Genomic DNA, 24848 nt, shown 5'->3' with positions numbered 1-24848 from the left:
GGGCATGAAAACGTGGCTGCGCGGCCGTAAGGTCACCGCGTCGATCGTTGCCGTTTCGGTCCTCGTCGGTGTGCCCGTCACGGCCGCGATCATCCACCAGGGTTTCCCCGTCACCGATGTCGAGCTGCAGGCCAAAGACGTCTGGGTCACCAACGGGCAGAAGCTGCTCGCTGGCCGCCTTAACCGCCAGATCGAAGAGCTGGATGCCTCGGTCGCCACGGTTTCGAACGATATCGACGTGCTGCAGAACGGCGACAACGTGCTCATGCACGACCGCTCGGGTTCGACCGTCGAACGCATCGACCCGGCCAACGTCACCCTCGTCGAACGTGCCGAACTGCCGCCGGCAGCATCCATCGCGCTGGGCGACACACGCCTCTCGGTGCTCGACCCGTCGAACGGCGAACTCTGGATCACCGACATCCAGAACGGCCTCAACTTCTCGATCACCGACACCAAATCGATCGCCAAGCTCGGCAGGGATGCCCAGGCCGCTGTCTCCTCAGAGGGCACGGTCTTCGCGGTCTCGCCCTCGAAGAAGAAGCTCTACACCTACAAGGCCGACGGCGGAGACCCGATCGTCACCACCATCCCTGCGGTCAAGGACTTCCAGCTCACGGCCGCCGGCGAAGAGGCCGTGCTGCTCGACACCGACAAGAACCGCATCATCACGGGCGAGGGCAAGCCGCTCAAGCTGCCCGACACGGCCCTCAAGGTGCAGCAGCCGAGCGCCACGGCAGGCAACGTCGTCGTCGCCACCGGCTCGACGCTCATCGACGTGCCCCTCGACGGCGGCGACACACGCACCATCAAAGCCCGCATCACCACGCCCGTGAGCGACCCCAAGGGCGTCTCGGCGCCCGTCAATCTCAACGGTTGCATCCACGGAGCCTGGGCGGGCGCGAGCCGCTACATCGCCGCGTGTGACGCGAAGGTGACCGACGTTCAGGATGTCGAGCCGCTCTCTAAGGGAGCCAGCCTCGTCTTCCGCGTCAACCGCAACGTCATCGCGCTCAACAACATCCAGTCGGGCGACGTCTGGCTCGTCGACTCGAACATGCGCCTCGTCAAGAACTGGGAAGAGGTCACCCCGCCCGAAGAGGACGAGGGTGAAGAGGGTGACGAGAAAGCATCCACGCAGTCGTTCGAAGACACCATCGCCGACCGCACCGAGCAGAACCGGCCGCCCCTCGCGCGCGACGACGAGTTCGGCGCGCGCCCCGGCAAATCGACCGTCCTGGGCGTGCTCGACAACGACACCGACCCCGACGGCGACGTGCTCGTCATCAACAACTACGACCCCATCCCGCCCGAGACAGGCACGCTCGACACCATCGACGGCGGCCGCGCGCTGCAGTTCACCCCCAACCCGAGCGCGGGCGCCGGGGCGACGGCATCCTTCCGCTACTCGGTCTCCGACGGTCGGCCGGGCGGTGTCGCCGAAGCGAACGTCAACGTGAAGCTCGTCGCGGCCGACCAGAACGCCGCGCCCATCACCAACCGCGAAGCCGCGACGACCGTCGAATCGGGCAAGAGCGTCACCTACAACGCCCTCACCGACTGGCGCGATCCCGACGGCGACGACATCTACCTGCAGCAGGCGGCCTCGGATGCCGGCGACCAGGTGCGTTTCTCGCCCGACGGCTACATCACGGTCACCCACACCTCCGGGGAGCTCGGCACGCGCGACATCAAGTTCGTCGTGAGCGACGGCACGGCCAGCGCCGAAGGCAAATTCGTGCTCGACGTGAAGCCGCCGAACTCGCTCAACCCCGTCGGCACGCCCGACTACATCGAAACCTTCGTGGGCGAGCCCGCCGACGTGTTCCCGCTCGAGAACGACGTCTCGCCCTCGGGTGAGAAGCTCGACCTGCTCGCGGCCGAGTCGATCACGGCCGGCCTGCAGACCTCGGTCAACCCGGATGACGACAGCATCCGCGTTCTCTCGGGCGCCCCGGGTGCCTTCTACATCAAGTACACGGTCGGAGCCGCGGGCAAGTCGAGCCCCGGAATCATCCGCGTACAGGTCAACGAGAAGCCGGCCCAGGCGCAGAAGCCCATCGCCGTGCGCGACATCGGCTATCTGCGTCCGAATGAGCCGACCTCGATCAATGTGCTCACGAACGACGTCTCGGCCTCGGGCAACGTGCTCGCCGTGCGGTCGGTCGACGTGCCCGACGAGGTCGCCGCGCAGCTGTCCGTCGAGGTGCTGAACCTGCAGGTCATCCGCGTCACCACCTCGGCCGCCGTCACGGGCCAGCTGCAGTTCAGCTACACGGTCTCGGATGGCACGCAAGACGCCGTCACGACCGTCACAGTCGTGCCCATCCCGCCGCTCCAGAAACACCAGGCGCCCATCCCCGCCGACGACCAGATCACCGTGCGGGCGGGCGACATCGTGTCGGTGCCCGTGCTCGACAACGACGTGCACCCCGACAACACGGTCATGAAGGTCGCGCCCGATCTGCAGCAGGCGCCGAGCGCGGGGCTCGCGTTCGTGGCCGACAACAAGGTCCGCTACCAGGCTCCGGCCGAAGCGGGCACCTACACGGCGCAATACAAGGTGACCGACGAGTTCCAGCAGACCGCGGTCGCGACAGTCACCTTCACGGTCGTCGCGCCCGACGAGAAGAACAACTCCCAGCCCTCGCCGCGCACGCTCAACGCGCGCGTCTTCAGCGGCGCCACGGTGACGATCAACATCCCGCTCGACGGTCTCGACCCCGACGGTGACTCGGTCGTCTACGACGGGCTCACCAACCCGCCCACCCTCGGCACGGTCATCGACTCCACATCGACGAGCATCACCTACCGTTCGTTCGAGAACACCAGCGGAACCGACACTTTCGCCTACACGGTGAAAGACACGTACGGCGCAACCGCCGAGGGAACGGTCAACATCGGCGTCATCGCGCGCCCCGCAGAAGCTTCGCCGCCCAAAGCCGTCGACGACATCGTCGAGGTGCAGCCGGGTCGCGTCGTAACGGTGCCCGTGCTGGCCAACGACTCCGACCCCAACGGTTACGAGCTGAAACTCGAGAAGAAGCTGGTCGAGGTGCCTGCCGAGATCGAGGCGAAGGTGTCCGGCGCCAACGTCGAGATCCAGGCGCCCGACGAAGAGCGCACGTTCGGCGTGCAATACGCCATGAACAACGGCCACGGCGGAACAGACAACGCGTTCATCCAGGTGCGCGTCACGACCGCGGCGCGCCTGCAACCGCCCATCGTGCAAGACCACATCGTCGAAGCCAAAGACGTCGTCAACAAGAAGACCGTCGACATCGACGTGAAAGAGGGCGCCAGCAACCCCGGCGGCACCAACGACGAGTTGAAAATCTCCCTCGAGGGCCCCAATGGTGGCCAGGGCGAGCTGCTGTCGAACGGGCAGGTGCGCGTCACCCTCACCGACACGCGTGCGGCCATTGCCTACCGCCTCACCAACGAGACCGACAAGCTCTCGACGGCTGCGTTCATCGTCGTGCCGCCCTTCTCCGACGGCATGCCGCCCGAGCTGCGCCCCAACCTGGCCGAGCAGATCGTGCCCATGAACGAGTCCCGGACGTGGAAGCTCTCCGACGTCGCCTACTCGCCCGGCGGCAAAGCCATCCGCATCCTGGATGTGAACACTGTTTCGTCGACCAACAGCGCCGGTGGCCGCAATGCTCCGGATGACACCACGCTCACGTTCACGCCCCGTCGCGACTATCGCGGCCCCGCGTCGATCACGTTCGAGGCTTCGGACGGCACGTCGACCGGCCACCAGATCTTGACGCTTCCCATCACGGTGGGCGACCCGAACCAAGAGGACATCGCGCCGACGTTCATCGCGCAAGAGATTCCCATCGAGGCGGGTGAACCCGCGCAGACGGTCAACTTGCGCGCGGCGACCAACCACCCGAACCCCTCGCTCATCCCGCAGATGACCTACAGCGGCCTCTCGGGTGCGTCCGGCGGTATCGAACCGGTCTTGAACGGTGACACGATCTCGGTAAGCGCACCGTTCGGAGTGCAGCCGGGAACATCCACCACACTGTCGTTCAACGTGACCTTCAAACAGTTCACGGTGCCCGGAACCGTCACGGTGCGCGTGGTGAAATCGACCAGACCCCTCCCGTCGGCCGTCGGGGACTCCGAAGGTGATGCGCGGCCGTCGAAGCCCGTGACGATCAACGTGCTGAAGAACGACTTCAACCCGTTCGGCAACGACGGCAAGCCGCTCACCATCGTCGACGCGGCCGTCGAGACGGGTAACGCCCAGGCAGCGGTCAAGGGCGAGAACATCACGGTCACTCCGGGCCCCGACAAGGCGCAGACGATCAGCGTGTTGTATACCGTCGAAGATGCAACGAAGGACCCGTCGAGGCGAGCTCAAGGCCGAGTATCTGTCACAGTCATGAGTGAACCGGATGCGCCGAAGGCTCCCGCGACGTCGACGAGCCCGCGCAACATCACCGTGCGCGTCAATCCGTCTCCCTCGAGCAACGGTGCGCCGATCACCAAGTACACGGTGACCCGCACGCCCGGTGGCACGGTTCAGACGTGCCCGACGGCCGCGCCCTGCACGCTGAGCTTCGCGGGCGAGAATGGCCAGCAATACTCGTTCACCGTCACGGCCACCAACAAGGTCGGCACGAGCGAGGCATCGCCGCCGAAGTCGGACACATCCTACGGCACGCCGGCCACGCCGGGACAGCCGAAGCTGGTCGCTGACAGCGATAAGAGCTACGCGCCCTCGACGCTCACGGCGACTTGGCCGAAGACCGGGGACGATGGTGGCGCTGCGGTCACCTACAACTACGAGTTCAGTCCCGCCGGTGGCTCGGGCAAGACCTCCGGGCTCCGGGCGACCTCAAGTGCCGTCAATGAAGGCAGCTACACGGTACGCGTCCAGGCCTGTAACGCGCAGGCGGGCTGCAGCCCCTGGTCTCCCAACAGCAATGGTGCGTCCGTCGTGACCAAACCGCCGCCCCCGCCGCCGCCACCGCCGCCACCCCCCGCTGGTCCGAAGGTGACGTCCGGTAAGGGCGACATCAAGGCCGTCTCCGGCTCGGGCACCGGCTACCACTTCGCCTTCACGCTGGAGAACTTCCCGCCGAACAAGCGCGTCACGGTCATCTGCCGTGGTGCCGATGGCGCCGGCGGCGACTGGTATCACACGTCGCAGGGCCCCCGCCCGGGCTCCCCGGCCTACGTCACCGATGGCAACGGCAACCTGTCCACCCAGGCGGGTTGTTACAACGGAAACCCCGGTGAGCACTGGGTGACGGTGGACGGTATCGATTCGTCGAACCGCCCGGTCTGGTAGCGATTCGCACGTCGGCCCGAGTAGCACCCGCAGCATTTCTAACCCGAGAAGAGAGAGCAAAACGTGAGCGTTAGTCAGGAACAGGCGACGTGGTTCGCCGGGGCGTTCGATTCGTTGGTCACGAACGTCGGCGGCGCCATCCTCGGCAAGGAGGGCGTGATCAAGCTCATCGTCGCCTCGCTCCTGTCCGAGGGTCACGTGCTACTCGAAGACTTCCCGGGCACGGGTAAGACGGTGCTCGCCAAGGCGCTGGCCAACACGCTCGAGGGCACCAACTCGCGCATCCAGTTCACGCCCGACCTGCTGCCCTCCGATGTGACGGGCGTCACCATCTACAACCAGTCGCTCAACCAGTTCGAGTTCCACAAGGGCCCGATCTTCGCCTCCGTGGTGCTGGCCGACGAGATCAACCGCGCTTCGCCGAAAACGCAGAGCGCGCTGCTCGAGGTCATGGAGGAGGGCAAGGTCACGGTCGACGGCGAGAGCTACCCGGTCGGCCGCCCCTTCATGGTCATCGCCACGCAGAACCCCGTCGAGCAGGCCGGAACGTACAAGCTGCCCGAAGCCCAGCTCGACCGTTTCATCATCAAGACCACGCTCGGCTACCCCGACCGCTCCATCGCCGTCGACCTGCTGATGGATGCCGCGAACCGCTCGCGTGCGTCGAAGATCACGCCCATCATCGGCCCCGACGCCCTCATCGCCATGGCCGAGCTCGCCACCGACGTCCACGTCGACCGCAGCGTCATGGAATACATCACCGACATCGTCGGGGCCACGCGCGACCACAAGGACATCGCGCTCGGCGTGAGCATGCGCGGCAGCCTCTCGCTCGCCCGCATGGTCAAGACGTGGGCGTTGTCGCAGGGCCGCACCTACGCAACGCCCGACGACGTCGCCGAACTCGCCGTGCCCGTCCTCGCGCACCGTCTCATCGTGGACTCCGAATCCGAGTTCGCCGGTGTGAAGGCCGAAGACATCATCGCGGGCATCGTCGTCGACCTGCCCGCCCCGGCCTACCGCGCCGCATGAGCGAAACCGTCCGTCCGACGAAAACCCGCCTGAGCGTGCCGTTGGACGGCCTCCGCCAGGCCGGGGGCTCTGTCGCGCGGGCATTCGGCCGGTCGTCGGCCGTCGTCGCCCGCCGGACCGAACCGCTGCGGCGTGTCGTGTCGTCGTGGGTGCTCTGGGCCTGGCGCTACGTGCGACCGGTTCTCGCGGTCGTCTCGCCTCTCGGATGGCTCGTCCTCGCGTCTGCGGCCACCGCGCTCGTCGTGGGTGCCGTCTTCGGCTGGGCCGAGCTGCTCATCGTCGGTGCGACGCTGGCCGCCGCCTGCATCGTCGCCGCCTGTTTCCTCTTCGGACGCTCACGTTTCCGCGTCGAGATCGAGCTCAACCCGCGTCGCGTGACCGTGGGGGAGCGGGCCATCGGCCGCGTGCTCGTCACCAACATCGGCGACAAGCGCTCCACCGCCACGACGCTCGAGCTGCCCGTCGGGCGCGGCCTCGCCGAGTTCGCGATCCCGGGTCTGGCCGCCAACGCCGACACGGAGGAACTGTTCGCGGTTCCCACGAACCGCCGCGCGGTCATCCATGCGGGCCCCGCCGTCTCGGTGCGTGGCGACCAACTCGGGCTGTTCCGCCGCGTCGTGAAGTGGACCGAGCCCATCGAACTCTTCGTGCACCCCGTGACCACGCGCCTGCACCCGACCGCCGCGGGCCTCGTGCGTGACCTCGAGGGTCAGATCACGAAGAAGATCACCAACAACGACATCTCCTTCCACGCGCTGCGCGACTACGTGACGGGCGACGATGTGCGCTACGTGCACTGGCGTTCGTCGGCGCGAACGGGCCAGCTCATGGTGCGCCAATTCGAGGAGTCTCGGCGCAGCCAGTTGACCATCGTGCACTCGCGCGACCGCCGCTACTACGCCTCCGACGACGAGTTCGAGCTGGCCGTGTCGGCGACGGCGTCGATCGCCTCGCAGGTCATCCGCGACGGCACCCAGATCAGCGTCGTCACCGAGGGGCTGCAGCTGCGCACGCATTCGGTCGTGTCGATCCTGGATGATTCGTGTCGCATCGAACCCCTCGAGGGCGAGACGGGCAACGCGCGCACCTTCGCCCGTGAGGCCACCAAACGCCTGCCCCCGCCCAGCGTCGTCGTCATCGTCGCCGGCTCCTTGATGGATGCCTCGGACTACCGTTCCGTGCAGCGCCTCTTCGGCGGCGACACCAACGTCATCGCGATCGCGGTGGCGCTCGGTCACAAGGCACGGCTCACGGATGTCGCGGGCCTCAGCGTGATCTCGATCGGTGCTCTCACCGACCTTCCGCGCGTGATGGCGAGGGCCGTATGAGCGGCGTATTCCCTCAGCCGAATCGGGATGGTTCGCGCATCACCCCGCCGACGGCCGGTAGTGGACGCCCACCCCGCGCGCGCCGCCAATCCGCAGCACCTCGCCCGCCCCTCCCGCGCGGCACGGTCACGCCGCTCGCCTGGCGCGACCTCGGCGTCGTCTCCTTCCTCAGCCTCATCGGCCTGTGGGGCTTCGCACCCGCCTTCAGCGACAACTGGTACCTCCTCGCGGCCTTCGGTGGCCTCCTCGTCGGCACGGCCGCGGGCTACCTCTCCCACCGCTGGCGCCTCAACGCGCTCCTCACGGCGCTCCTCGCCCTGGTCGGCTATTTCGTCTTCGGCAGCGCCTTCGCGGTCACGGCGGATGCCATCGCTGGCGTCCTGCCCACGCTCGTCACGCTGCGTTCCCTCGCCCTGGGCGCGGTCTTCGGGTGGCGAGACATCCTCACCCTTGCCCCGCCCGTCGGTGCCCCCGAGTACATCAACGTGCTGCCCTACGTCGCCGCGTGGCTCGTGGGCCTCGTCACGGCCATCCTCACCCTGCGCTGGATGCCGCGCCGTGACCGCACGCCCGGCCGCCTCGCCGTGCTGCTCTCGGGCCCCGCCGCGCTCTACATCTTCAGCGTCGTCATCGGCACCGAGCGCCCCTTCTTCGCCGCCGCGCGCGGAATCGTCTTCGCGGCCATCGCGCTCGTGTGGCTGAGCTGGCGCCGCAGCTCGGCCGAGAACGTGAGCCTGCAGGACCGTTCCGGTCTCGTCCGCACCAAACTGCTCGGAACGGGCGCCGTCGTCCTGGCCGCCGCCCTCGTAGCCGGGCTGGGTGCAGGCTTCCTCACCCCGCCATCCGCCGATCGTGTCGTCGTGCGCGAACACGTGCAGCCGCCTTTCGACCCCGAGGAGTACCCGAGCCCGCTGAGCGGTTTCCGGCAGTACACCAAGACCCTCGCCGAGACCGACCTGTTCGAGGTCACGGGCCTCGAGAAGGGCGACCGGCTGCGCCTCGCCACCATGGACACGTACGACGGCGAACTCTGGAAGCTCGCGCCCGCCGATGTGCAGACCGACGGTTCCGGATCGTTCCAGCTCGTCTCGCGTCAACTGCCCGCGCCCGAGCTGTTGACGGCCAAGGGTTCGCGCAACATCGACGTCGCCGTCACCGGTTATCAGGGCCCGTGGCTGCCCGTCGTCGGTTATCCGACCGGCCTCGAACTGCCCGAGACACCCGACAAGTCGCAAGACCTGCGTTTCAACGCCGACACCGCCACGGCCGTCGTCACATCGGGCATCGGCCCCAAGTTCACCTACGACCTGCAGTCCGTTTTGCAGACGCAGCCCTCCGACGAGGCCCTCGCCGATGTGCCCGTCGCCTCGGTCACCCTGCCGGCCGTGCAGCGCGTGCCCAGCATCGTCAAGGCCAAGACCAACGAGTTCGTCGGCGATGCCACGAGCCCGATCGGCAAGTTGCGCGCCATCGAGAACAACCTCAAGACGAGCGGATATCTGAGCCACGGTCTCGCGAGCGACACGGCCACCTCGCGTGCCGGCCACGGTGCCGACCGCATGGAGGAGCTGTTCACGCGCAACCAGCTGATCGGTGACCAGGAGCAGTACGCCTCGGCGTTCGCGCTCATGGCCCGTCAGCTCGGCTACCCCGCGCGCGTCGTTATGGGTTTCGCGCCCGAGAACGTCTCCGAAGACGGTGCCACCAAGGTCACGGGCAACGACGTCACGGCCTGGGTCGAGGTTCCTTTCGAGGGCGTCGGCTGGGTGCAGTTCGACCCGACCCCGGACGAGACCGAGATCCCGCAGGACCAGAACCCGAAGCCCAAGACCGAACCGCAGCCGCAGGTGCGCCAGCCCCCGCGCGTCGACAAGCGCGACGAGGACCTGCTCACCAACGTCGAGATCGACGACAGCAACGACGAGAAGAAGGACGACCAGATCGTCGTCCCCACGTGGATGTACGGTCTCGCCGCCGCGCTCGCCGTGCCGATCCTCGCCTACCTCATCCCGTTCCTCATCGTCATGGCCATCAAGCGCCGCCGCGTGAAGCGTCGTCGCAACGCGCCAACCCCCGACCGTCAGGTCGCCGGTGCCTGGGACGAACTCCTCGACCGCCACGCCGAGTACGGCATCGAGGTGCCGCAGGGTATGACGCGTCGCGCGACGGCCGCCGCGTTGGCCGCCGCCGTGCCGTCGTCCTCTCAGCCGTCGGCATCATCGTCCGCTCCGGCCTCGCCGTCCGCTCCGGCGCCGTCGTCCGTTCCGGCAGCGCCGTCTGCTCCGGCCTCGCCATCCGTTCCGGCGGCGTCGTCCGCGAGCGATTCGTTCGGCGCCGTCGCCCGGGATGCCGACCGCGCCGTCTTCGCGGGCGTCGATGTCCCCGCAGCCGAGGTCGACGCCATCTGGAGCGAGACCGACCGCCGCATCCGATCGACCGGTTCCGCCGTCGGCTGGTGGCGTCGTCAGCGCAGCCGTTTCCGCGTGAACTCGAAGCGCCGCGTCAGCGACCGCCTGACCGCCCCGGGCCACAAGCCCAAACGTTCCACCCGCTCGACCGCCGCCGAGCCGACGACGGGTGGCGCGCCCACTCCCGCGCGGCGTAGCGTAGGACGCGCGTCGAAGAAAAACTCGGGTTCTGCGGCATCCACACGGCCGAACCCGAACCCGAACCCGAACCCGAACCAAAACCCGGGCGCACACTCGGCGACGCAGCAGCCCGCGTCGAAGCCGAACCGCCTCCGACGCAATCGACCGACACCGAAACAGCCCGAGCAGAAGGGGGAGCAGCAATGACCGACGAACGCTGGGATGCTGCCATCCCGCCCCGCCCGCCACTCCCGCCCGTGCCCGGTGCCTCAGGTTCCGAACCGGCCCCTCCCGGCGCGCCTCTTCCGCCGCCCCCGCCGCTTCCGCCCGCGCCGCCCCTCCCTCCCGTCTCGCACACCGGCGGACAACCGGCGCCGTCGCAGCAGCCGCCGTCGTCGTCGTCGTCGTCGGATCAGCGACCGACCGAGCAGCCGTCGGCGCGCAAGATCGGCCTGCCCCCGGGCGTCGCGGCCCCCCGAACCGATCAGACCGCTTTCTCGCGCGAACCCATCCCCGTTCTGAAGCCGGAATTCGGCATCACGGGCGGCACCATCCCGGTCGCCCCCGGTTCCCGCAACCCCGGCACCATCGGCGCGGCCCCTCTGCCGACGCCCGCCGACGACGCGCCGTCCGCGCCTCCAGCGGTCCCGTCGACGCCCGCGACGCCCGAGGTTCCCGCCCAGCCCACGGATGCCTCATCCTCGGTGACGCCCGCCCAAGCCCCGCCAGCACCTCCCGCCGCCGGCTCCGCACTCCCCACCCCGGCTCCCGTCGTGCCCGCGGCCGCTCCCGCTCCCGCCCCGGCACCCGTCACCCCTCCGGCTCCCGCGACGCCGACCGCGGCATCCCGAACCATCGCGGACCCCGACGCAGCCCAACACCGCGCACCTGCCCCGCCGACCCCGGCCCGCGGCGTCACGTCGGCCGCCGCCATCGAACTCGAACTCCCCGACGGCCAGGTCGTGCCCCTCGTCACGGGCATCCTGTTGGGCCGCGACCCGCAGCCTCAGTCGCACCTCGACATCACGGCCCGGGCCCGCCTCTATGACACGCAGCGCAGTGTCTCGAAGACCCATGCGGCGGTCGGCCTCGACTCCGCGGGCCTCTGGGTCATCGACCTCGAGTCGACGAACGGAACATCCCTCATCTCCGCCACGGGCGCCGAGCGTTTCGTCGACCCCGGTGTCAAGACCCCCATCGCCGACGACGAGTCCCTGCGCTTCGGCGAGTACCCCGTCCACATCCGCCGTCGCTGACGCGCAGCCATGTCCACCCCGTCCGGCGAGTCCAATCGCTACCCCATCGTTCTGGCGGTCTTCGCGGGCATCACCTTCTTCGCCCTCGTGGTCTGCGCCTTCGGTTTCATCAGCCTCTTCACCGACCTCGAGGTCATCGACGAACCGGATGCCGGCCCCCTCGTCGGCCCGTCCATGGTCGCCTTCGCCCTAGCCGCCGTGCTCCTCGCACTCCTCCGCCGTGCGGCCGCCCTCCGTGCCCACCCACCCCTCGGCGTGCAACCCTCCTCATCTCCGGCTCCCGACGCCCGCTCATTCGATGCGCCGCCCTCCTCGCCCTCGAACCCGTCTCCGGCGGCTCCGCGCCCACCGGCCGCCAACTCCTCCCGCGTGCCCGTCGGCTGGGCCGTCCTGACCGGCTTGGCGACCTACCTCGTCTACGCCCTCTCGGGTGCCGTCCTCTACGCGGCTACGACAGGCAGCATCCTCGCGGGTGTGATCTTCGCCCGTGACACGTTCCTCGGCCCCTTCGCCCTCGCCGCGGGCCTGTCCGCATTCGTCGTGGCGCTGGTCTTCGCGATCCTCGTGATCGTGGGTGGCGAACATCCGCGCCGCCCGCTCTGGCCGTGGGAACGGGATCGCGGGTAACGTATGGTCATGGACCGGTCGCTCGAGACGCGTGTCAGCCAGGCGGTGGACGCGTGGCTGAAGTGGTTGCCCCGCTGGCACCCGTCCACGCACACGGGCCGCACGCGGGTGTGCCGCCGCTGTTTCGGTTCGCCCGTCATGGTGGCCGCGGGCCTCGACCACGATGTCCCGCACGCCGTGCAGCACGGTCTCTCGACGCGCGTGAAGGCCATCGTCGATGACATCGTCGACGACTACACGAACAAGAACCTGCCCCTCCTGAAGCACGAGCTGACCGAGGCCGAGCGGCGGAAGGCAGCCACCTACCGTCCGGATCACGGTCTCGAGCCCGAATACGACGGCCTTCCTCTCGACCCCGAGCCCGACCCGTCGGCCCCCTACCTCTTCACCCTGGCGGGCCTCGCCGACCTCGACACGCCGCAGACCGCAGCGCCCCCGGCTCCGCCCCCGCCGCTCTCCGACGAGGAGAAGGTCGCCCTGCGCACCGAAATCCGCCTCGCCGACGAATGCGCCATCCACGCCGGCAAACTGGTCTGCATCGCCATGGCCGAGCACCGCGGACGCATCGAGCGCGCGATCGCGATCTACGTCGAACCGCAGGTCGCCGCGCTCCTCTCCGATCTCAGCCTCGAGCTCGACGCCCCACCTTCGCAATGGTGATGGATGCTCGAGCCACACTCAGGCGTCACTAAACTTCCAGCAACAACTCATTTCACATCCCGGGGGACACCATGACGCAGCCGACCGACGACGACAACCGCCCCGAGCGCCCGCCGCTCCCGCCCGTCCCCCCGATGCCCGCGAACGGTGCTCCCGCTGCATCCGCCCCGGCTCAGCACCCCACACCCTCGGCACAGCACCCGCAGCAGCAGAACCCCGCCGAACAGCGTCCCGGCCAGCCCTTCCCGGCGCAGCCGGCCCAGCAGTACCCTGCCCAGCCGACCCAGCAGTATCCCGCGCAGCAGCAGTCGCAGCAGTACCCGGGTCAGCAGCCGAACCGCGAGCCCTACCCGGCCCAGCAGCCAGGTCAGCAGCAGCCCGCTCAACAGCCGCAGCCGACGCAGCAGTGGCCCGCCCAGCCGGCTCAGCAATACCCCGCGCAACAGCCGAACCAGCAGCAGCCGACGCAGCAATACCCGGCCCAGCCGACCCAGCAGTACCCCGCTCAACCCTCGCAGCAGCGCTCCGGGCAGCAGCCGCCACAGAACTACGGCGCACAGCAACCGACGACTCCACAGCAATACCCCAACGCTCAATCCCGCCCGGCCGCTCAGCAGCCCGCCGCCGCGCAGCAGCAGGGAACGCCCTACACCGGCCCCATCCCGCCGACCGGCTCCGGCCCGTCCGGGCAGTCGGGCGCCGAAACGCCGCGCAATTGGCGCCGCCGCGGCCCCATCATCGCCATCATCTCCTCCGTCGTCGTCCTCATCCTGCTCATCGCCGGCGGCATCGTCGGATACTCCGTGGGAACCGCGGCACACGCCCCGGAAAACCAGGTCACGGCCTACCTCGACGCGCTCGTCGACGGGGATGCCGCCGAGGCCCTGAAGCTGGCCGGCACTGAGGTCGACGCCGACGCGGATGTCCTCCTCACCAACAAGGCCTACGCCGAGGTTGCCGACCGCCCGTCCGCCTATGAGATCGGCCGCACCACGACATCCGGCGACACCGCCACCGTCACCGCGACGATCACGCAGGGCGACACCGAACTCACCGAAGAATTCACGCTGCAGAAAGACGGCAAGGATGCGATCTTCTTCGACAAGTGGGCGCTCGAGGAGGTGCCGCTCGGCACGATCACGGTCGGCATGACGGGTCCTTCAGCGGTCGCCCCTGCGGTCGGCGGCATCGCGATCCCCGAGGGAGCCGAGTCCCTGCGCGCACTCCCGGGCACCTACGAGGTCGGCCTGGCCGAGGACAACGAGTTCTATTCCGTCGAGGCCCAGCAGGTCACGGTCGAGGGCTTCACGGGCTCGGCCGCAGCGCCTTCGGCCGATCTCACGGTCGCGCTCACGGATGCGGGAACGCAGAAGGCCAACGACGCGGTCAACGCCTGGCTGGACGCCTGCCAGGCATCCACCGAGTTCGACCCTGCCGGCTGCTCCTTCTACGCCACGGGCAAGAACCCCGCCTACACCTACACGAACACGACGTGGAAGCTCGAACCGCGGCCGACGTTCACGATCGGCGAGTGGAACGGCACGGGATACCGCGTGTCGACGGGCGCGACGGGCCAGGCCAACCTGACGGCCGACATTCGCGACAACGCGTCGGGTGCGACCGGCACGGCCACGGCGGGTCCGATCCCCGTGTTCGTGAACGGTGACATCACCGAAATCACGGCCGACGGAGCCACCTTCGTCTCGTCGATTTCCCGCGGCTGAGCGGGGCCCGGAGGGTTGCCGCTCCGGCTTGACCGCCCGACCCCTGCCGCGTAACATTGCAGGGGTGTGCGCTTTGTCGTGCCATGAACCGTGCCCGAAAGGGTCTGCTCGGGTTCACAACTCTCACACATCGGGTCGGGTCGACCATCGACCAGCCCCCACGGCATATCCGTCGCCTACTGGCTGAGCCTCTGCTCATCCTGGCGGATCCAATCGAACTCAATGCTCCGAGCAATCGGCGCGTCGAATGCTAAAAGCACATTCGCTGTCACCGTGCAGCACAAACAAGGAGAAGTAGTGCCAACTATTCAGCAGTTGGTCCGGAAGGGTCGCACGCCGAAGGTCTCCAAGACCAAGGCTCCCGCCCTGAAGGCAAACCCGCAGCAGCGTGGCGTATGCACTCGTGTGTACACCACCACCCCCAAGAAGCCGAACTCGGCGATGCGCAAGGTCGCTCGTGTGAAGCTCTCCAACGGCACCGAGGTCACCGCCTACATTCCCGGTGAGGGCCACAACCTGCAGGAGCACTCCATGGTGCTCGTCCGCGGTGGTCGTGTGAAAGACCTCCCCGGTGTCCGTTACAAGATCGTTCGCGGCGCCCTCGACACGCAGGCCGTCAAGAACCGCAAGCAGGCTCGCAGCCGTTACGGCGCGAAGATGGAGAAGAAGTAATGCCTCGTAAGGGTCCCGCTCCGAAGCGCCCCGTCGTCGCAGATCCCGTCTACGGCGCGCCGATCGTCTCCCAGCTCGTCAACAAGATCCTCGTTGACGGCAAGAAGGGCCTCGCCGAGCGCATCGTCTACGACGCGCTCTCCGGTGTCTCCACCAAGAACGGCCAGGACGCCGTCGTCACCTTGAAGAAGGCGCTCGACAACGTCCGCCCCACGCTCGAGGTCCGCTCGCGTCGTGTCGGTGGTTCCACCTACCAGGTGCCGGTCGAGGTCAAGCCTCACCGCGCCAACACGCTGGCCCTCCGTTGGCTCGTCAGCTACGCGAAGGGTCGTCGTGAGAAGACCATGACCGAGCGCCTGACCAACGAAATCCTCGACGCCTCCAACGGCCTCGGTGCCGCTGTGAAGCGTCGTGAAGACACTCACAAGATGGCCGAGTCCAACAAGGCCTTCGCGCACTACCGCTGGTAAACCCCGGTTTACCGCACGCCGGCACCCCGCATCCAGGCCGTTTTCGGTCTGGTCGGGATGCCGGTGCCGGGGCCCTCATCGGGCCCCGGACCCTCGCGGGCAACACCGCGCGGGAATCCGTGAGTAGCACTCGCGGCACACACAACAACTTCCTGGAGGAACCCAGTGGCACTTGACGTGCTCACCGACCTGAACAAGGTCCGCAACATCGGCATCATGGCCCACATCGATGCCGGCAAGACCACGACGACCGAGCGCATCCTGTTCTACACGGGCGTTAACCACAAAATTGGTGAGACCCACGACGGTGCCTCGACCATGGACTGGATGGAGCAGGAGCAGGAGCGCGGCATCACCATCACGTCCGCCGCGACGACGTGCTACTGGGACAAGAACCAGATCAACATCATCGACACGCCCGGTCACGTCGACTTCACCGTCGAGGTGGAGCGTTCGCTCCGCGTGCTCGACGGCGCCGTCGCCGTCTTCGATGGCAAAGAGGGTGTCGAGCCCCAGTCCGAGACTGTCTGGCGTCAGGCCGACAAGTACGACGTCCCCCGCATCTGCTTCGTCAACAAGATGGACAAGCTGGGTGCCGACTTCTACTTCACCGTCGACACGATCATCAACCGCCTGAAGGCCAAGCCGCTGGTTCTCCAGCTGCCGATCGGCTCCGAGAGCGAGTTCGAGGGTGTCGTCGACCTGGTCGAGATGCGCGCGCTCACGTGGCGCGGCGACTCCAAGGGTGACGTCGAGATGGGCGCGAAGTACGCCATCGAAGAGATCCCCGCCGACCTCGCCGACAAGGCCGCCGAGTACCGCAACGCGCTGCTCGAGGTCGTCGCCGAGACCGATGACGCGCTCATGGAGCGTTTCTTCGCCGGTGAAGAGATCACGGTCCCCGAGATCAAGGCCGCCATCCGCAAGCTCACCGTCAACAGCGAGATCTACCCGGTCCTCTGTGGCTCGGCGTTCAAGAACCGCGGTGTGCAGCCCATGCTCGACGCCGTCATCGACTACCTGCCGTCGCCGCTCGACGTGCCGGCCGTCGAGGGTCACGACGTCCGCGACGAAGAGAAGATCGTCCTCCGTCACCCCGACTCCACCGAGCCGTTCGCGGCCCTCGCGTTCAAGGTCGCGGTGCACCCGTTCTTCGGTCGTCTCACCTACGTGCGCGTGTACTCCGGTCACCTCGACTCGGGTGCCGCTGTCGCCAACAGCACCAAGGGCAAGAAGGAGCGCATCGGAAAGATCTTCCAGATGCACGCCAACAAGGAGAACCCGGTTCCCTCGGTCACCGCCGGCCACATCTATGCGGTCATCGGTCTGAAGGACACCACCACGGGTGACACCCTGTGCGACCCCAACGACCAGGTCGTCCTCGAGTCGATGACGTTCCCGGCCCCGGTTATCGAGGTCGCGATCGAGCCCAAGACCAAGGCTGACCAGGAGAAGCTCTCCACGGCCATCCAGAAGCTGGCCGAAGAAGACCCGACCTTCCGCGTCGAGCTCAACCCCGAGACCGGTCAGACGGTCATCAAGGGCATGGGCGAGCTGCACCTCGACATCCTCGTCGACCGCATGAAGCGCGAATTCAAGGTCGAGGCCAACGTCGGAAAGCCTCAGGTCGCCTACCGCGAGACCATCCGCAAGTCGGTCGAGCGTCACGACTACACGCACAAGAAGCAGACCGGTGGTTCCGGTCAGTTCGCCAAGATCCAGTTCGCTCTCGAGCCCATGGAAGTCACTCCCGAAGAGACTTACGTGTTCGAGAACAAGGTCACCGGTGGACGCATCCCGCGTGAATACATCCCTTCCATCGACGCCGGTTTCCAGGATGCCCTCAACGTGGGTATCCTCGCTGGCTACCCGATGGTCGGCGTGAAGGCCATCCTTCTCGATGGTGCGGCGCACGACGTCGACTCCTCCGAAATGGCCTTCAAGATCGCCGGTTCCATGGGCTTCAAAGAGGCCGCACGCAAGGCCAGCCCGGTTCTTCTCGAACCGTTGATGGCTGTCGAGGTGCGCACCCCCGAGGAGTACATGGGCGACGTGATCGGCGACCTCAACTCCCGCCGTGGCATGATCCAGTCGATGGAAGATGCCTCCGGTGTGAAGGTCGTTCGTGCAAACGTTCCGCTGTCGGAAATGTTCGGTTACATCGGTGACCTGCGTTCCAAGACGTCGGGTCGTGCGGTGTTCTCGATGACCTTCGAGAGCTACGCTGAGGTCCCCAAGGCCGTCGCCGAGGAGATCGTGCAAAAGGGCAAGGGCGAATAGCCTCACAGCCCCAATCGTTGACGGGCCCGGTCGCCGCCGGTGTATCGGGCCCAGTCACGATCAAGTAACATAAGTACACAAATCCCGTAGAGAACCGAGCGCATTCCAGCGCCCGGGTTATTTACACCAATGTCCTAGGGAGGACCATAGTGGCTAAGGCCAAGTTCGAGCGGACCAAGCCGCACGTCAACATCGGAACGATCGGTCACGTCGACCACGGCAAGACCACCCTCACCGCAGCTATCTCGAAGGTGCTCGCCGACAAGTTCCCGTCCGCGACCAACGTTCAGCGCGACTTCGCGTCGATCGACTCCGCTCCCGAAGAGCGCCAGCGCGGTATCACGATCAACATCTCGCACGTCGAGTACGAGACCGAGAAGCGCCACTACGCGCACGTTGACGCCCCGGGTCACGCTGACTACATCAAGAACATGATCACCGGTGCTGCTCAGATGGATGGCGCGATCCTCGTCGTCGCCGCCACCGACGGCCCGATGGCTCAGACCCGTGAGCACGTTCTGCTCGCCAAGCAGGTCGGCGTTCCCTACCTGCTCGTCGCGCTGAACAAGTCCGACATGGTCGACGACGAAGAGATCCTTGAGCTCGTCGAGCTCGAGGTTCGCGAGCTCCTCTCGAGCCAGGACTTCGATGGCGACAACGCCCCCGTCGTTCGCGTCTCGGGCCTCAAGGCTCTCGAGGGCGACGAGAAGTGGGTCGACGCAATCGTCGAGCTCATGAACGCCGTCGACGAGTCCATCCCCGACCCGGTGCGCGACAAGGACAAGCCGTTCTTGATGCCCATCGAGGACGTCTTCACGATCACCGGTCGTGGAACCGTCGTTACGGGCCGCGCCGAGCGTGGAACCCTCGCGATCAACTCCGAGGTCGAGATCGTCGGCATCCGCCCGACGCAGAAGACCATCGTCACGGGTATCGAGATGTTCCACAAGCAGCTCGACGAGGCATGGGCCGGCGAGAACTGTGGTCTCCTGCTTCGCGGCACCAAGCGCGAAGACGTTGAGCGCGGCCAGGTCGTCGTCAAGCCGGGTTCGGTCACGCCGCACACCCAGTTCGAGGGCACCGCATACATCCTGTCCAAGGATGAGGGTGGGCGTCACAACCCGTTCTACGCGAACTACCGTCCGCAGTTCTACTTCCGCACCACCGACGTCACCGGCGTCATCACGCTGCCCGAGGGCACCGAGATGGTCATGCCTGGCGACACCACCGAAATGACCGTTGAGCTGATTCAGCCCATCGCCATGGAAGAGGGCCTCGGCTTCGCGATCCGTGAGGGTGGCCGCACCGTTGGTGCCGGTACCGTCACGAACATCCTGAAGTAGTTCCTCGCAGCTCAGCTGCATTGCTTCACCGGCGCTGCCCGGGTCTTCGGATCCGGGCAGCGCTTTTTTCATGCCGGGCGGATGCTCTGAGAATCCGGTTTCGGGCAGCCCACGGACCCAGCCGGGGGAGGGCTCGATGCGCGACACGCCCGGGTTGCATCGATGCCAAACATCTGTCAGACTCTTCTAGTTGAGAACTTCCGGCTACCCGTGTGCGTTTATTCGCCCGAGAGCTTCGGAATCACTGCCAGGCTGTGCATAGACCTCGTCTAGGCCGCAGGCAGCACAACACACACTTAAACGAATCCCCTTCTCAGTCGCGTTCATTCGCGCCTTTCTGTGTAATGCGTCCGCTGGTGCGGAATGCGGCACAGACCGGGTGAAGAGGTGCAGGGCAAGACTTGACAGATGAACAGTGGTGCGACACCAGGAGTGCCCGGCGTATTACTACGCCACGAAGCGCGTCCAATGCGATAAAACGTATGACGCTTAAAAGAGAGTGAGTCACACATGGCGGGACAAAAGATCCGCATTCGACTTAAGTCGTATGACCACGAGGTCATCGACACCTCGGCGCGAAAGATCGTCGACACGGTAACCCGTGCAGGTGCAACCGTCGTCGGCCCCGTGCCGCTTCCGACGGAGAAGAACGTGGTGTGTGTCATCCGTTCGCCGCACAAGTACAAAGACAGCCGCGAGCACTTCGAGATGCGCACACACAAGCGCCTCATCGACATCATCGACCCGACGCCCAAGGCCGTCGACTCGCTCATGCGACTCGACCTCCCCGCGGACGTCAACATCGAGATCAAGCTCTGAGCCGGCGAGGACAAGGGAAACTATGTCTACGACTAACAAGACCACCAAGGGTCTGCTCGGCAAGAAGCTCGGCATGACTCAGGTTTGGGACGAGAACAACAAGCTTGTTCCCGTGACCGTCATCGAAATCACCCCGAACGTCGTCACCCAGGTTCGCACCCCCGAGGTCGATGGTTACGACGCCGTTCAGATCGCCTACGGCCAGATCGACCCGCGCAAGGTCAACAAGCCCGACGCCGGTCACTTCGACAAGGCAGGCGTCACGCCTCGCCGCCACGTCACCGAGGTCCGCACCGCGGATGCCGGCGACTACTCGCTCGGCCAGGAACTCACCGTCGACGCCACGTTCGAAGCCGGCCAGAAGGTCGACGTCGTCGGAACGTCAAAGGGTAAGGGTTTCGCCGGTGTCATGAAGCGTCACAACTTCAAGGGTGTCTCCGCTTCGCACGGTGCCCACCGCAACCACCGTAAGCCCGGCTCCATCGGCGCTTCCTCGACCCCCAGCCGTGTCTTCAAGGGCATGCGCATGGCCGGACGCATGGGTGGTGAGCGCGTGACCGTGCTCAACCTCCGCGTTCACTCGGTCGACGCCGAGAAGGGCCTGCTGCTGGTCAAGGGTGCCGTTCCCGGCGCTCGCGGCCGCATCGTTTTCGTCCGCAACGCAGTGAAGGGAGCGTAGCCTCCATGTCTACCTCACTCGACGTTATCGACACCCAGGGTAAGAAGACCGGCTCGGTCGACCTTCCCGACGAGGTGTTCGACGTTCAGACCAACATCCCCCTCATCCACCAGGTCGTTGTCGCGCAGCTCGCTGCCGCCCGTCAGGGAACGCACAAGACCAAGAACCGTGGAGAGGTTTCCGGCGCCGGCCGCAAGCCGTTCAAGCAGAAGGGAACCGGTCGCGCTCGCCAGGGCTCGATCCGTGCCCCTCAGATGACCGGTGGTGGCATCGTCCACGGACCCACCCCGCGCAACTACTCGCAGCGCACCCCCAAGAAGATGATCGCCGCCGCCCTGCGCGGAGCGCTCTCCGACCGGGCCCGCGGTGGCCGCCTGCACGTCGTCGAGACCCTCGCGGTGTCGACCGAGCGTGTCACCAAGGCTGCAGCCGAGTACCTGGCGACCATCGCCTCCTCGAAGCACGTGCTCATCGTTATCGAGCGCGGCGACGAGGCGAGCCTGCTCGCCGTCCGCAACATCCCCACCGTTCACGTTCTGGAATATGACCAGCTGAACGCCTACGACGTGCTCGTGTCCGACGACATCGTCTTCACCAAGGCTGCTTACGACGCTTTCGTCGCCGGCCCTGTTGCAGGCAAGTCTGTCACCGCATCGGCTTCGTCGGCTGACGTTACTGAGGAGGTCTCGGCATGACCGCGATCAACAAAGACCCCCGCGACATCATCATCGCCCCGGTGATCTCCGAGAAGAGCTACGGCCTGATCGACGAGGGAAAGTACACCTTCGTGGTCGACCCCCGTTCGAACAAGACCGAGATCAAGCTCGCCATCGAGAAGATCTTCAAGGTCGAGGTTGCGTCCATCAACACCCTGAACCGTCAGGGCAAGACCCGCCGTACCAAGTTCGGTCTCGGCAAGCGCAAGGACACGAAGCGTGCGATCGTCACGCTGAAGTCCGGTTCCATCGACATCTTCACGGCAGTCGGCTAAGACGACCGGGATTAGAGGAAATTAGACATGGCTATTCGTAAGTACAAGCCCACGACCCCCGGTCGTCGTGGATCGAGCGTTTCCGATTTCGCAGAAATCACGCGCTCGACCCCGGAGAAGTCGCTTCTGCGTCCGCTCTCCAAGACCGGTGGCCGCAACAACCAGGGCCGCATCACGACCCGTCACATCGGTGGTGGCCACAAGCGCCAGTACCGCGTCATCGACTTCCGTCGCAATGACAAAGACGGCGTGAACGCCAAGGTTGCTCACATCGAGTACGACCCCAACCGCACGGCTCGTATCGCGCTCCTCCACTTCGTGGACGGCACCAAGCGTTACATCCTTGCTCCCAACAAGCTCAAGCAGGGCGACATCATCGAGTCCGGCTCGGGTGCTGACATCAAGCCGGGTAACAACCTGCCCTTGAAGAACATCCCCACCGGTACCGTGATTCACGCCATCGAGCTGAAGCCGGGCGGCGGCGCCAAGATGGCCCGTTCCGCCGGAGCCTCGGTTCGTCTCGTCGCCAAGGATGGCCCCTACGCGCAGCTCCGTCTGCCGTCGGGTGAAATCCGCAACGTCGATGCACGCTGCCGCGCCACCGTCGGCGAGGTCGGCAACGCCGAGCAGTCCAACATCAACTGGGGTAAGGCCGGCCGTAACCGCTGGAAGGGCATCCGCCCGACCGTGCGTGGTGTCGCCATGAACCCGGTCGACCACCCCCACGGTGGTGGTGAGGGTAAGACCTCCGGTGGACGTCACCCGGTCAGCCCTTGGGGCCAAAAAGAGGGTCGCACCCGCCACCCCAACAAGGAAAGCGACAAGCTCATCGTTCGTCGCCGTAACGTCGGCAAGAAGCGCTAGTAGGAGTTGTAGAAGATGCCACGCAGTCTCAAGAAGGGCCCCTTCGTTGATGACCACCTGCTCCGCAAGGTAGTTACGGCGAACGAAGCCAACAACAAGAACGTGATCAAGACCTGGTCGCGCCGCTCGATGATCATCCCGGCCATGCTGGGACACACCATCGCCGTGCACGACGGTCGCAAGCACATCCCGGTGTTCGTCACCGAGAGCATGGTGGGCCACAAGCTCGGCGAGTTTGCCCCCACCCGCACCTTCCGTGGACACGTGAAGGACGACAAGAAGGGCCGCCGCCGCTAAGCGGTGGTGTGAAGGAGGAAGAGAAATGGTGGAGTCAATCGCACGTGTGCGACACATCCGCGTCACCCCCCAGAAGGCTCGTCGCGTCATCAACCTGATTCGTGGCCGCCAGGCGCAGGAAGCACTGGCCATCCTGAAGTTCGCCCCTCAGGGCGCTTCGGAGCCCGTGTACAAGTTGGTTGCTTCGGCTATCGCGAACGCTCGCGTCAAGGCCGATGCCTCGAACACCTACCTGGACGAGCAGGACCTCTACGTGGCCCGTGTATTCGTTGATGAGGGCACGACCCTCAAGCGTTTCCAGCCCCGTGCCCAGGGTCGTGCTTTCCGCATCAACAAGCGCACCAGCCACATCACCGTCGTGCTCGCCACGCCGGATGAGACCGTTGCTGCCGCTGGCACGAAGAAGAAGGTGAGCAAGTAATGGGCCAGAAAGTAAACCCGTACGGCTTCCGTCTGGGAATCACCACCGACCACGTGTCGCGTTGGTTCTCCGACAGCACGAAGAAGGGTCAGCGCTACAGCGACTACCTCGCTGAAGACGTCAAGATCCGTGCACTGCTGAGCACCTCGCTCGACCGTGCCGGCGTCTCCCGCATCGAAATCGAGCGCACCCGCGACCGTGTCCGCGTGGACATCCACACGGCTCGTCCCGGAATCGTCATCGGCCGCCGCGGCGCCGAGGCCGAGCGCATCCGTGGAGATCTCGAGAAGCTCACCGGCAAGCAGATCCAGCTGAACATCCTCGAGGTCAAGAACCCCGAGGCCGACGCTCAGCTCGTCGCCCAGGGCATCGCCGAGCAGCTCTCCGCTCGTGTGGCTTTCCGCCGCGCGATGCGTAAGGGTCTGCAGGGCGCGCAGCGCGCTGGCGCCAAGGGTGTCCGTATCCAGGTCTCCGGCCGCCTCGGCGGCGCCGAGATGAGCCGCTCGGAGTTCTACCGCGAAGGCCGTGTGCCCCTGCACACCCTGCGCGCGAACATCGACTACGGCTTCTACGAGGCGAAGACCACCTTCGGCCGCATCGGCGTGAAGGTCTGGATCTACAAGGGCGACATCACCAACAAGGAACTCGCTCGCGAGCAGGCTAACGCGAAGTCGCCGAGCCGCGAGCGCAACGACCGTCCCCGCCGTGCCCCGCGCACGGAGGCTCCGGTTGCAGAAGGAGCAACGGCATAATGCTGATTCCCCGTCGTGTAAAGCACCGCAAGCAGCACCGTCCGCACCGTACCGGTCAGGCCACTGGTGGAACCCAGGTCAGCTTCGGCGAGTACGGCATCCAGGCACTCACTCCCGCCTACGTGACCAACCGTCAGATCGAGTCCGCTCGTATCGCCATGACGCGTCACATCAAGCGTGGTGGAAAGGTCTGGATCAACATCTACCCCGACCGTCCGCTCACCAAGAAGCCTGCTGAAACCCGCATGGGTTCCGGTAAGGGTTCGCCCGAGTGGTGGGTCGCCAACGTCAAGCCGGGTCGCGTCCTCTTCGAGGTCGCCGGTGTCAGCGAAGAGCTGGCCAAGGAAGCACTGACCCGTGCAATTCACAAGCTGCCCCTCAAGGCACGCATCATCAAGCGCGAGGAGGGCGACGCATAATGGCGATCGGTTCCAAGGAGCTCACCTCGACTGAGCTCGACACTTTCGAAGACGAGCGTCTCGTCGAAGAGCTGCGTAAGGCGAAGGAAGAACTCTTCAACCTGCGTTTCCAGGCCGCTACCGGCCAGCTCGAGACCCACGGCCGCCTGCGTGCCGTGAAGCGCGATATTGCCCGCATCTACACGGTTATCCGTGAGCGCGAGCTGGGCATTCGTGCCACCCCCGTCGTCGAGGCAGCACCTGCCAAGGCGGAGAAGAAGACCAAGAAGAAGGATGCTGCGCCCGCGGCAGCCGAGACCGAGACTGAGGAGGCCAAGTAAC

22 protein-coding genes are annotated in these 24848 nt (G+C 66.2%); all 22 read left to right on the top strand.

What is annotated here, in order from left to right:
• Nucleotides 1–4 precede the first annotated feature (4 nt).
• Nucleotides 5–5305: an Ig-like domain-containing protein gene (locus tag ACZ6IE_RS11530; RefSeq protein WP_464608051.1), complete on the top strand. Its 5301-nt coding sequence runs from the start codon at nt 5–7 to the stop codon at nt 5303–5305.
• A gap of 63 nt (nt 5306–5368) precedes the next feature.
• Complete coding sequence (locus tag ACZ6IE_RS11525; RefSeq protein ID WP_464608050.1) at nt 5369–6337, top strand: AAA family ATPase; 969 nt, start codon at nt 5369–5371, stop codon at nt 6335–6337.
• Nucleotides 6334–7665, top strand: a complete 1332-nt coding sequence (locus tag ACZ6IE_RS11520; RefSeq protein ID WP_464608049.1) for a DUF58 domain-containing protein — start codon at nt 6334–6336, stop codon at nt 7663–7665. The genes ACZ6IE_RS11525 and ACZ6IE_RS11520 overlap by 4 nt, the downstream gene beginning before the upstream one ends.
• Nucleotides 7662–10460: a transglutaminase TgpA family protein gene (locus ACZ6IE_RS11515; RefSeq protein ID WP_464608048.1), complete on the top strand. Its 2799-nt coding sequence runs from the start codon at nt 7662–7664 to the stop codon at nt 10458–10460. Before ACZ6IE_RS11520 ends, ACZ6IE_RS11515 begins: the two co-directional genes overlap by 4 nt.
• A complete protein-coding gene (locus tag ACZ6IE_RS11510; protein ID WP_464608047.1) occupies nt 10457–11509 on the top strand; it encodes an FHA domain-containing protein in 1053 nt (350 codons plus the stop codon). The genes ACZ6IE_RS11515 and ACZ6IE_RS11510 overlap by 4 nt, the downstream gene beginning before the upstream one ends.
• Before the next feature lie 9 nt (nt 11510–11518).
• The gene (locus tag ACZ6IE_RS11505; RefSeq protein ID WP_464608046.1) at nt 11519–12136 is read left to right on the top strand and encodes a DUF6121 family protein; all 618 of its coding nucleotides are present in this window, start codon (nt 11519–11521) and stop codon (nt 12134–12136) included.
• Nucleotides 12137–12145: 9 nt separating this feature from the next.
• Complete coding sequence (locus tag ACZ6IE_RS11500; protein ID WP_464608045.1) at nt 12146–12796, top strand: spermidine/putrescine ABC transporter substrate-binding protein; 651 nt, start codon at nt 12146–12148, stop codon at nt 12794–12796.
• A 71-nt stretch (nt 12797–12867) separates the two neighbouring features.
• Entirely contained in the window at nt 12868–14520 is a 1653-nt protein-coding gene (locus tag ACZ6IE_RS11495) for a hypothetical protein (RefSeq protein ID WP_464608044.1), read from the top strand.
• A 297-nt stretch (nt 14521–14817) separates the two neighbouring features.
• Nucleotides 14818–15192 (top strand): 30S ribosomal protein S12, encoded by a 375-nt coding sequence (gene rpsL, locus ACZ6IE_RS11490; RefSeq protein WP_077055075.1) that lies wholly within the window; start codon nt 14818–14820, stop codon nt 15190–15192.
• A complete protein-coding gene (rpsG, locus tag ACZ6IE_RS11485) occupies nt 15192–15662 on the top strand; it encodes a 30S ribosomal protein S7 (protein WP_077055076.1) in 471 nt (156 codons plus the stop codon). Before rpsL ends, rpsG begins: the two co-directional genes overlap by 1 nt.
• 165 nt (nt 15663–15827) lie before the next feature.
• On the top strand, nt 15828–17942 hold the full coding sequence (gene fusA, locus ACZ6IE_RS11480; RefSeq protein WP_464608043.1) for an elongation factor G: 2115 nt from the start codon (nt 15828–15830) through the stop codon (nt 17940–17942).
• 149 nt (nt 17943–18091) lie between these two features.
• Nucleotides 18092–19285, top strand: coding sequence for an elongation factor Tu (gene tuf, locus ACZ6IE_RS11475; RefSeq protein ID WP_077055078.1), 1194 nt, complete (start codon nt 18092–18094; stop codon nt 19283–19285).
• A gap of 510 nt (nt 19286–19795) precedes the next feature.
• Nucleotides 19796–20104, top strand: coding sequence for a 30S ribosomal protein S10 (gene rpsJ, locus ACZ6IE_RS11470; RefSeq protein WP_005050520.1), 309 nt, complete (start codon nt 19796–19798; stop codon nt 20102–20104).
• 22 nt (nt 20105–20126) lie between these two features.
• The gene (gene rplC, locus ACZ6IE_RS11465) at nt 20127–20783 is read left to right on the top strand and encodes a 50S ribosomal protein L3 (protein WP_077055079.1); all 657 of its coding nucleotides are present in this window, start codon (nt 20127–20129) and stop codon (nt 20781–20783) included.
• 5 nt (nt 20784–20788) lie between these two features.
• Nucleotides 20789–21478, top strand: coding sequence for a 50S ribosomal protein L4 (rplD, locus tag ACZ6IE_RS11460; RefSeq protein WP_445996396.1), 690 nt, complete (start codon nt 20789–20791; stop codon nt 21476–21478).
• Nucleotides 21475–21774, top strand: a complete 300-nt coding sequence (gene rplW, locus ACZ6IE_RS11455; protein ID WP_077055081.1) for a 50S ribosomal protein L23 — start codon at nt 21475–21477, stop codon at nt 21772–21774. The genes rplD and rplW overlap by 4 nt, the downstream gene beginning before the upstream one ends.
• Before the next feature lie 27 nt (nt 21775–21801).
• Nucleotides 21802–22638, top strand: coding sequence for a 50S ribosomal protein L2 (rplB, locus tag ACZ6IE_RS11450; RefSeq protein WP_464608042.1), 837 nt, complete (start codon nt 21802–21804; stop codon nt 22636–22638).
• 15 nt (nt 22639–22653) lie between these two features.
• Nucleotides 22654–22935, top strand: coding sequence for a 30S ribosomal protein S19 (gene rpsS / locus ACZ6IE_RS11445; RefSeq protein ID WP_077055083.1), 282 nt, complete (start codon nt 22654–22656; stop codon nt 22933–22935).
• A 25-nt stretch (nt 22936–22960) separates the two neighbouring features.
• Nucleotides 22961–23356 carry a 50S ribosomal protein L22 gene (gene rplV, locus ACZ6IE_RS11440; protein WP_077055084.1) on the top strand — a complete coding sequence of 132 codons (396 nt, stop codon included), beginning with the start codon at nt 22961–22963 and terminating at the stop codon, nt 23354–23356.
• Entirely contained in the window at nt 23356–24108 is a 753-nt protein-coding gene (rpsC, locus tag ACZ6IE_RS11435; protein WP_077055085.1) for a 30S ribosomal protein S3, read from the top strand. The genes rplV and rpsC overlap by 1 nt, the downstream gene beginning before the upstream one ends.
• The gene (gene rplP, locus ACZ6IE_RS11430) at nt 24108–24527 is read left to right on the top strand and encodes a 50S ribosomal protein L16 (RefSeq protein WP_077055086.1); all 420 of its coding nucleotides are present in this window, start codon (nt 24108–24110) and stop codon (nt 24525–24527) included. Before rpsC ends, rplP begins: the two co-directional genes overlap by 1 nt.
• Complete coding sequence (gene rpmC / locus ACZ6IE_RS11425) at nt 24527–24847, top strand: 50S ribosomal protein L29 (protein ID WP_077055087.1); 321 nt, start codon at nt 24527–24529, stop codon at nt 24845–24847. Before rplP ends, rpmC begins: the two co-directional genes overlap by 1 nt.
• The last annotated feature ends 1 nt before the right edge of the window (nt 24848 follow it).

This window comes from Okibacterium sp. AC114 (assembly GCF_979253355.1).
The sequence above is the reverse complement of the archived record's forward strand: the minus strand, read 5'-3'. Positions and strand labels throughout refer to the sequence as shown.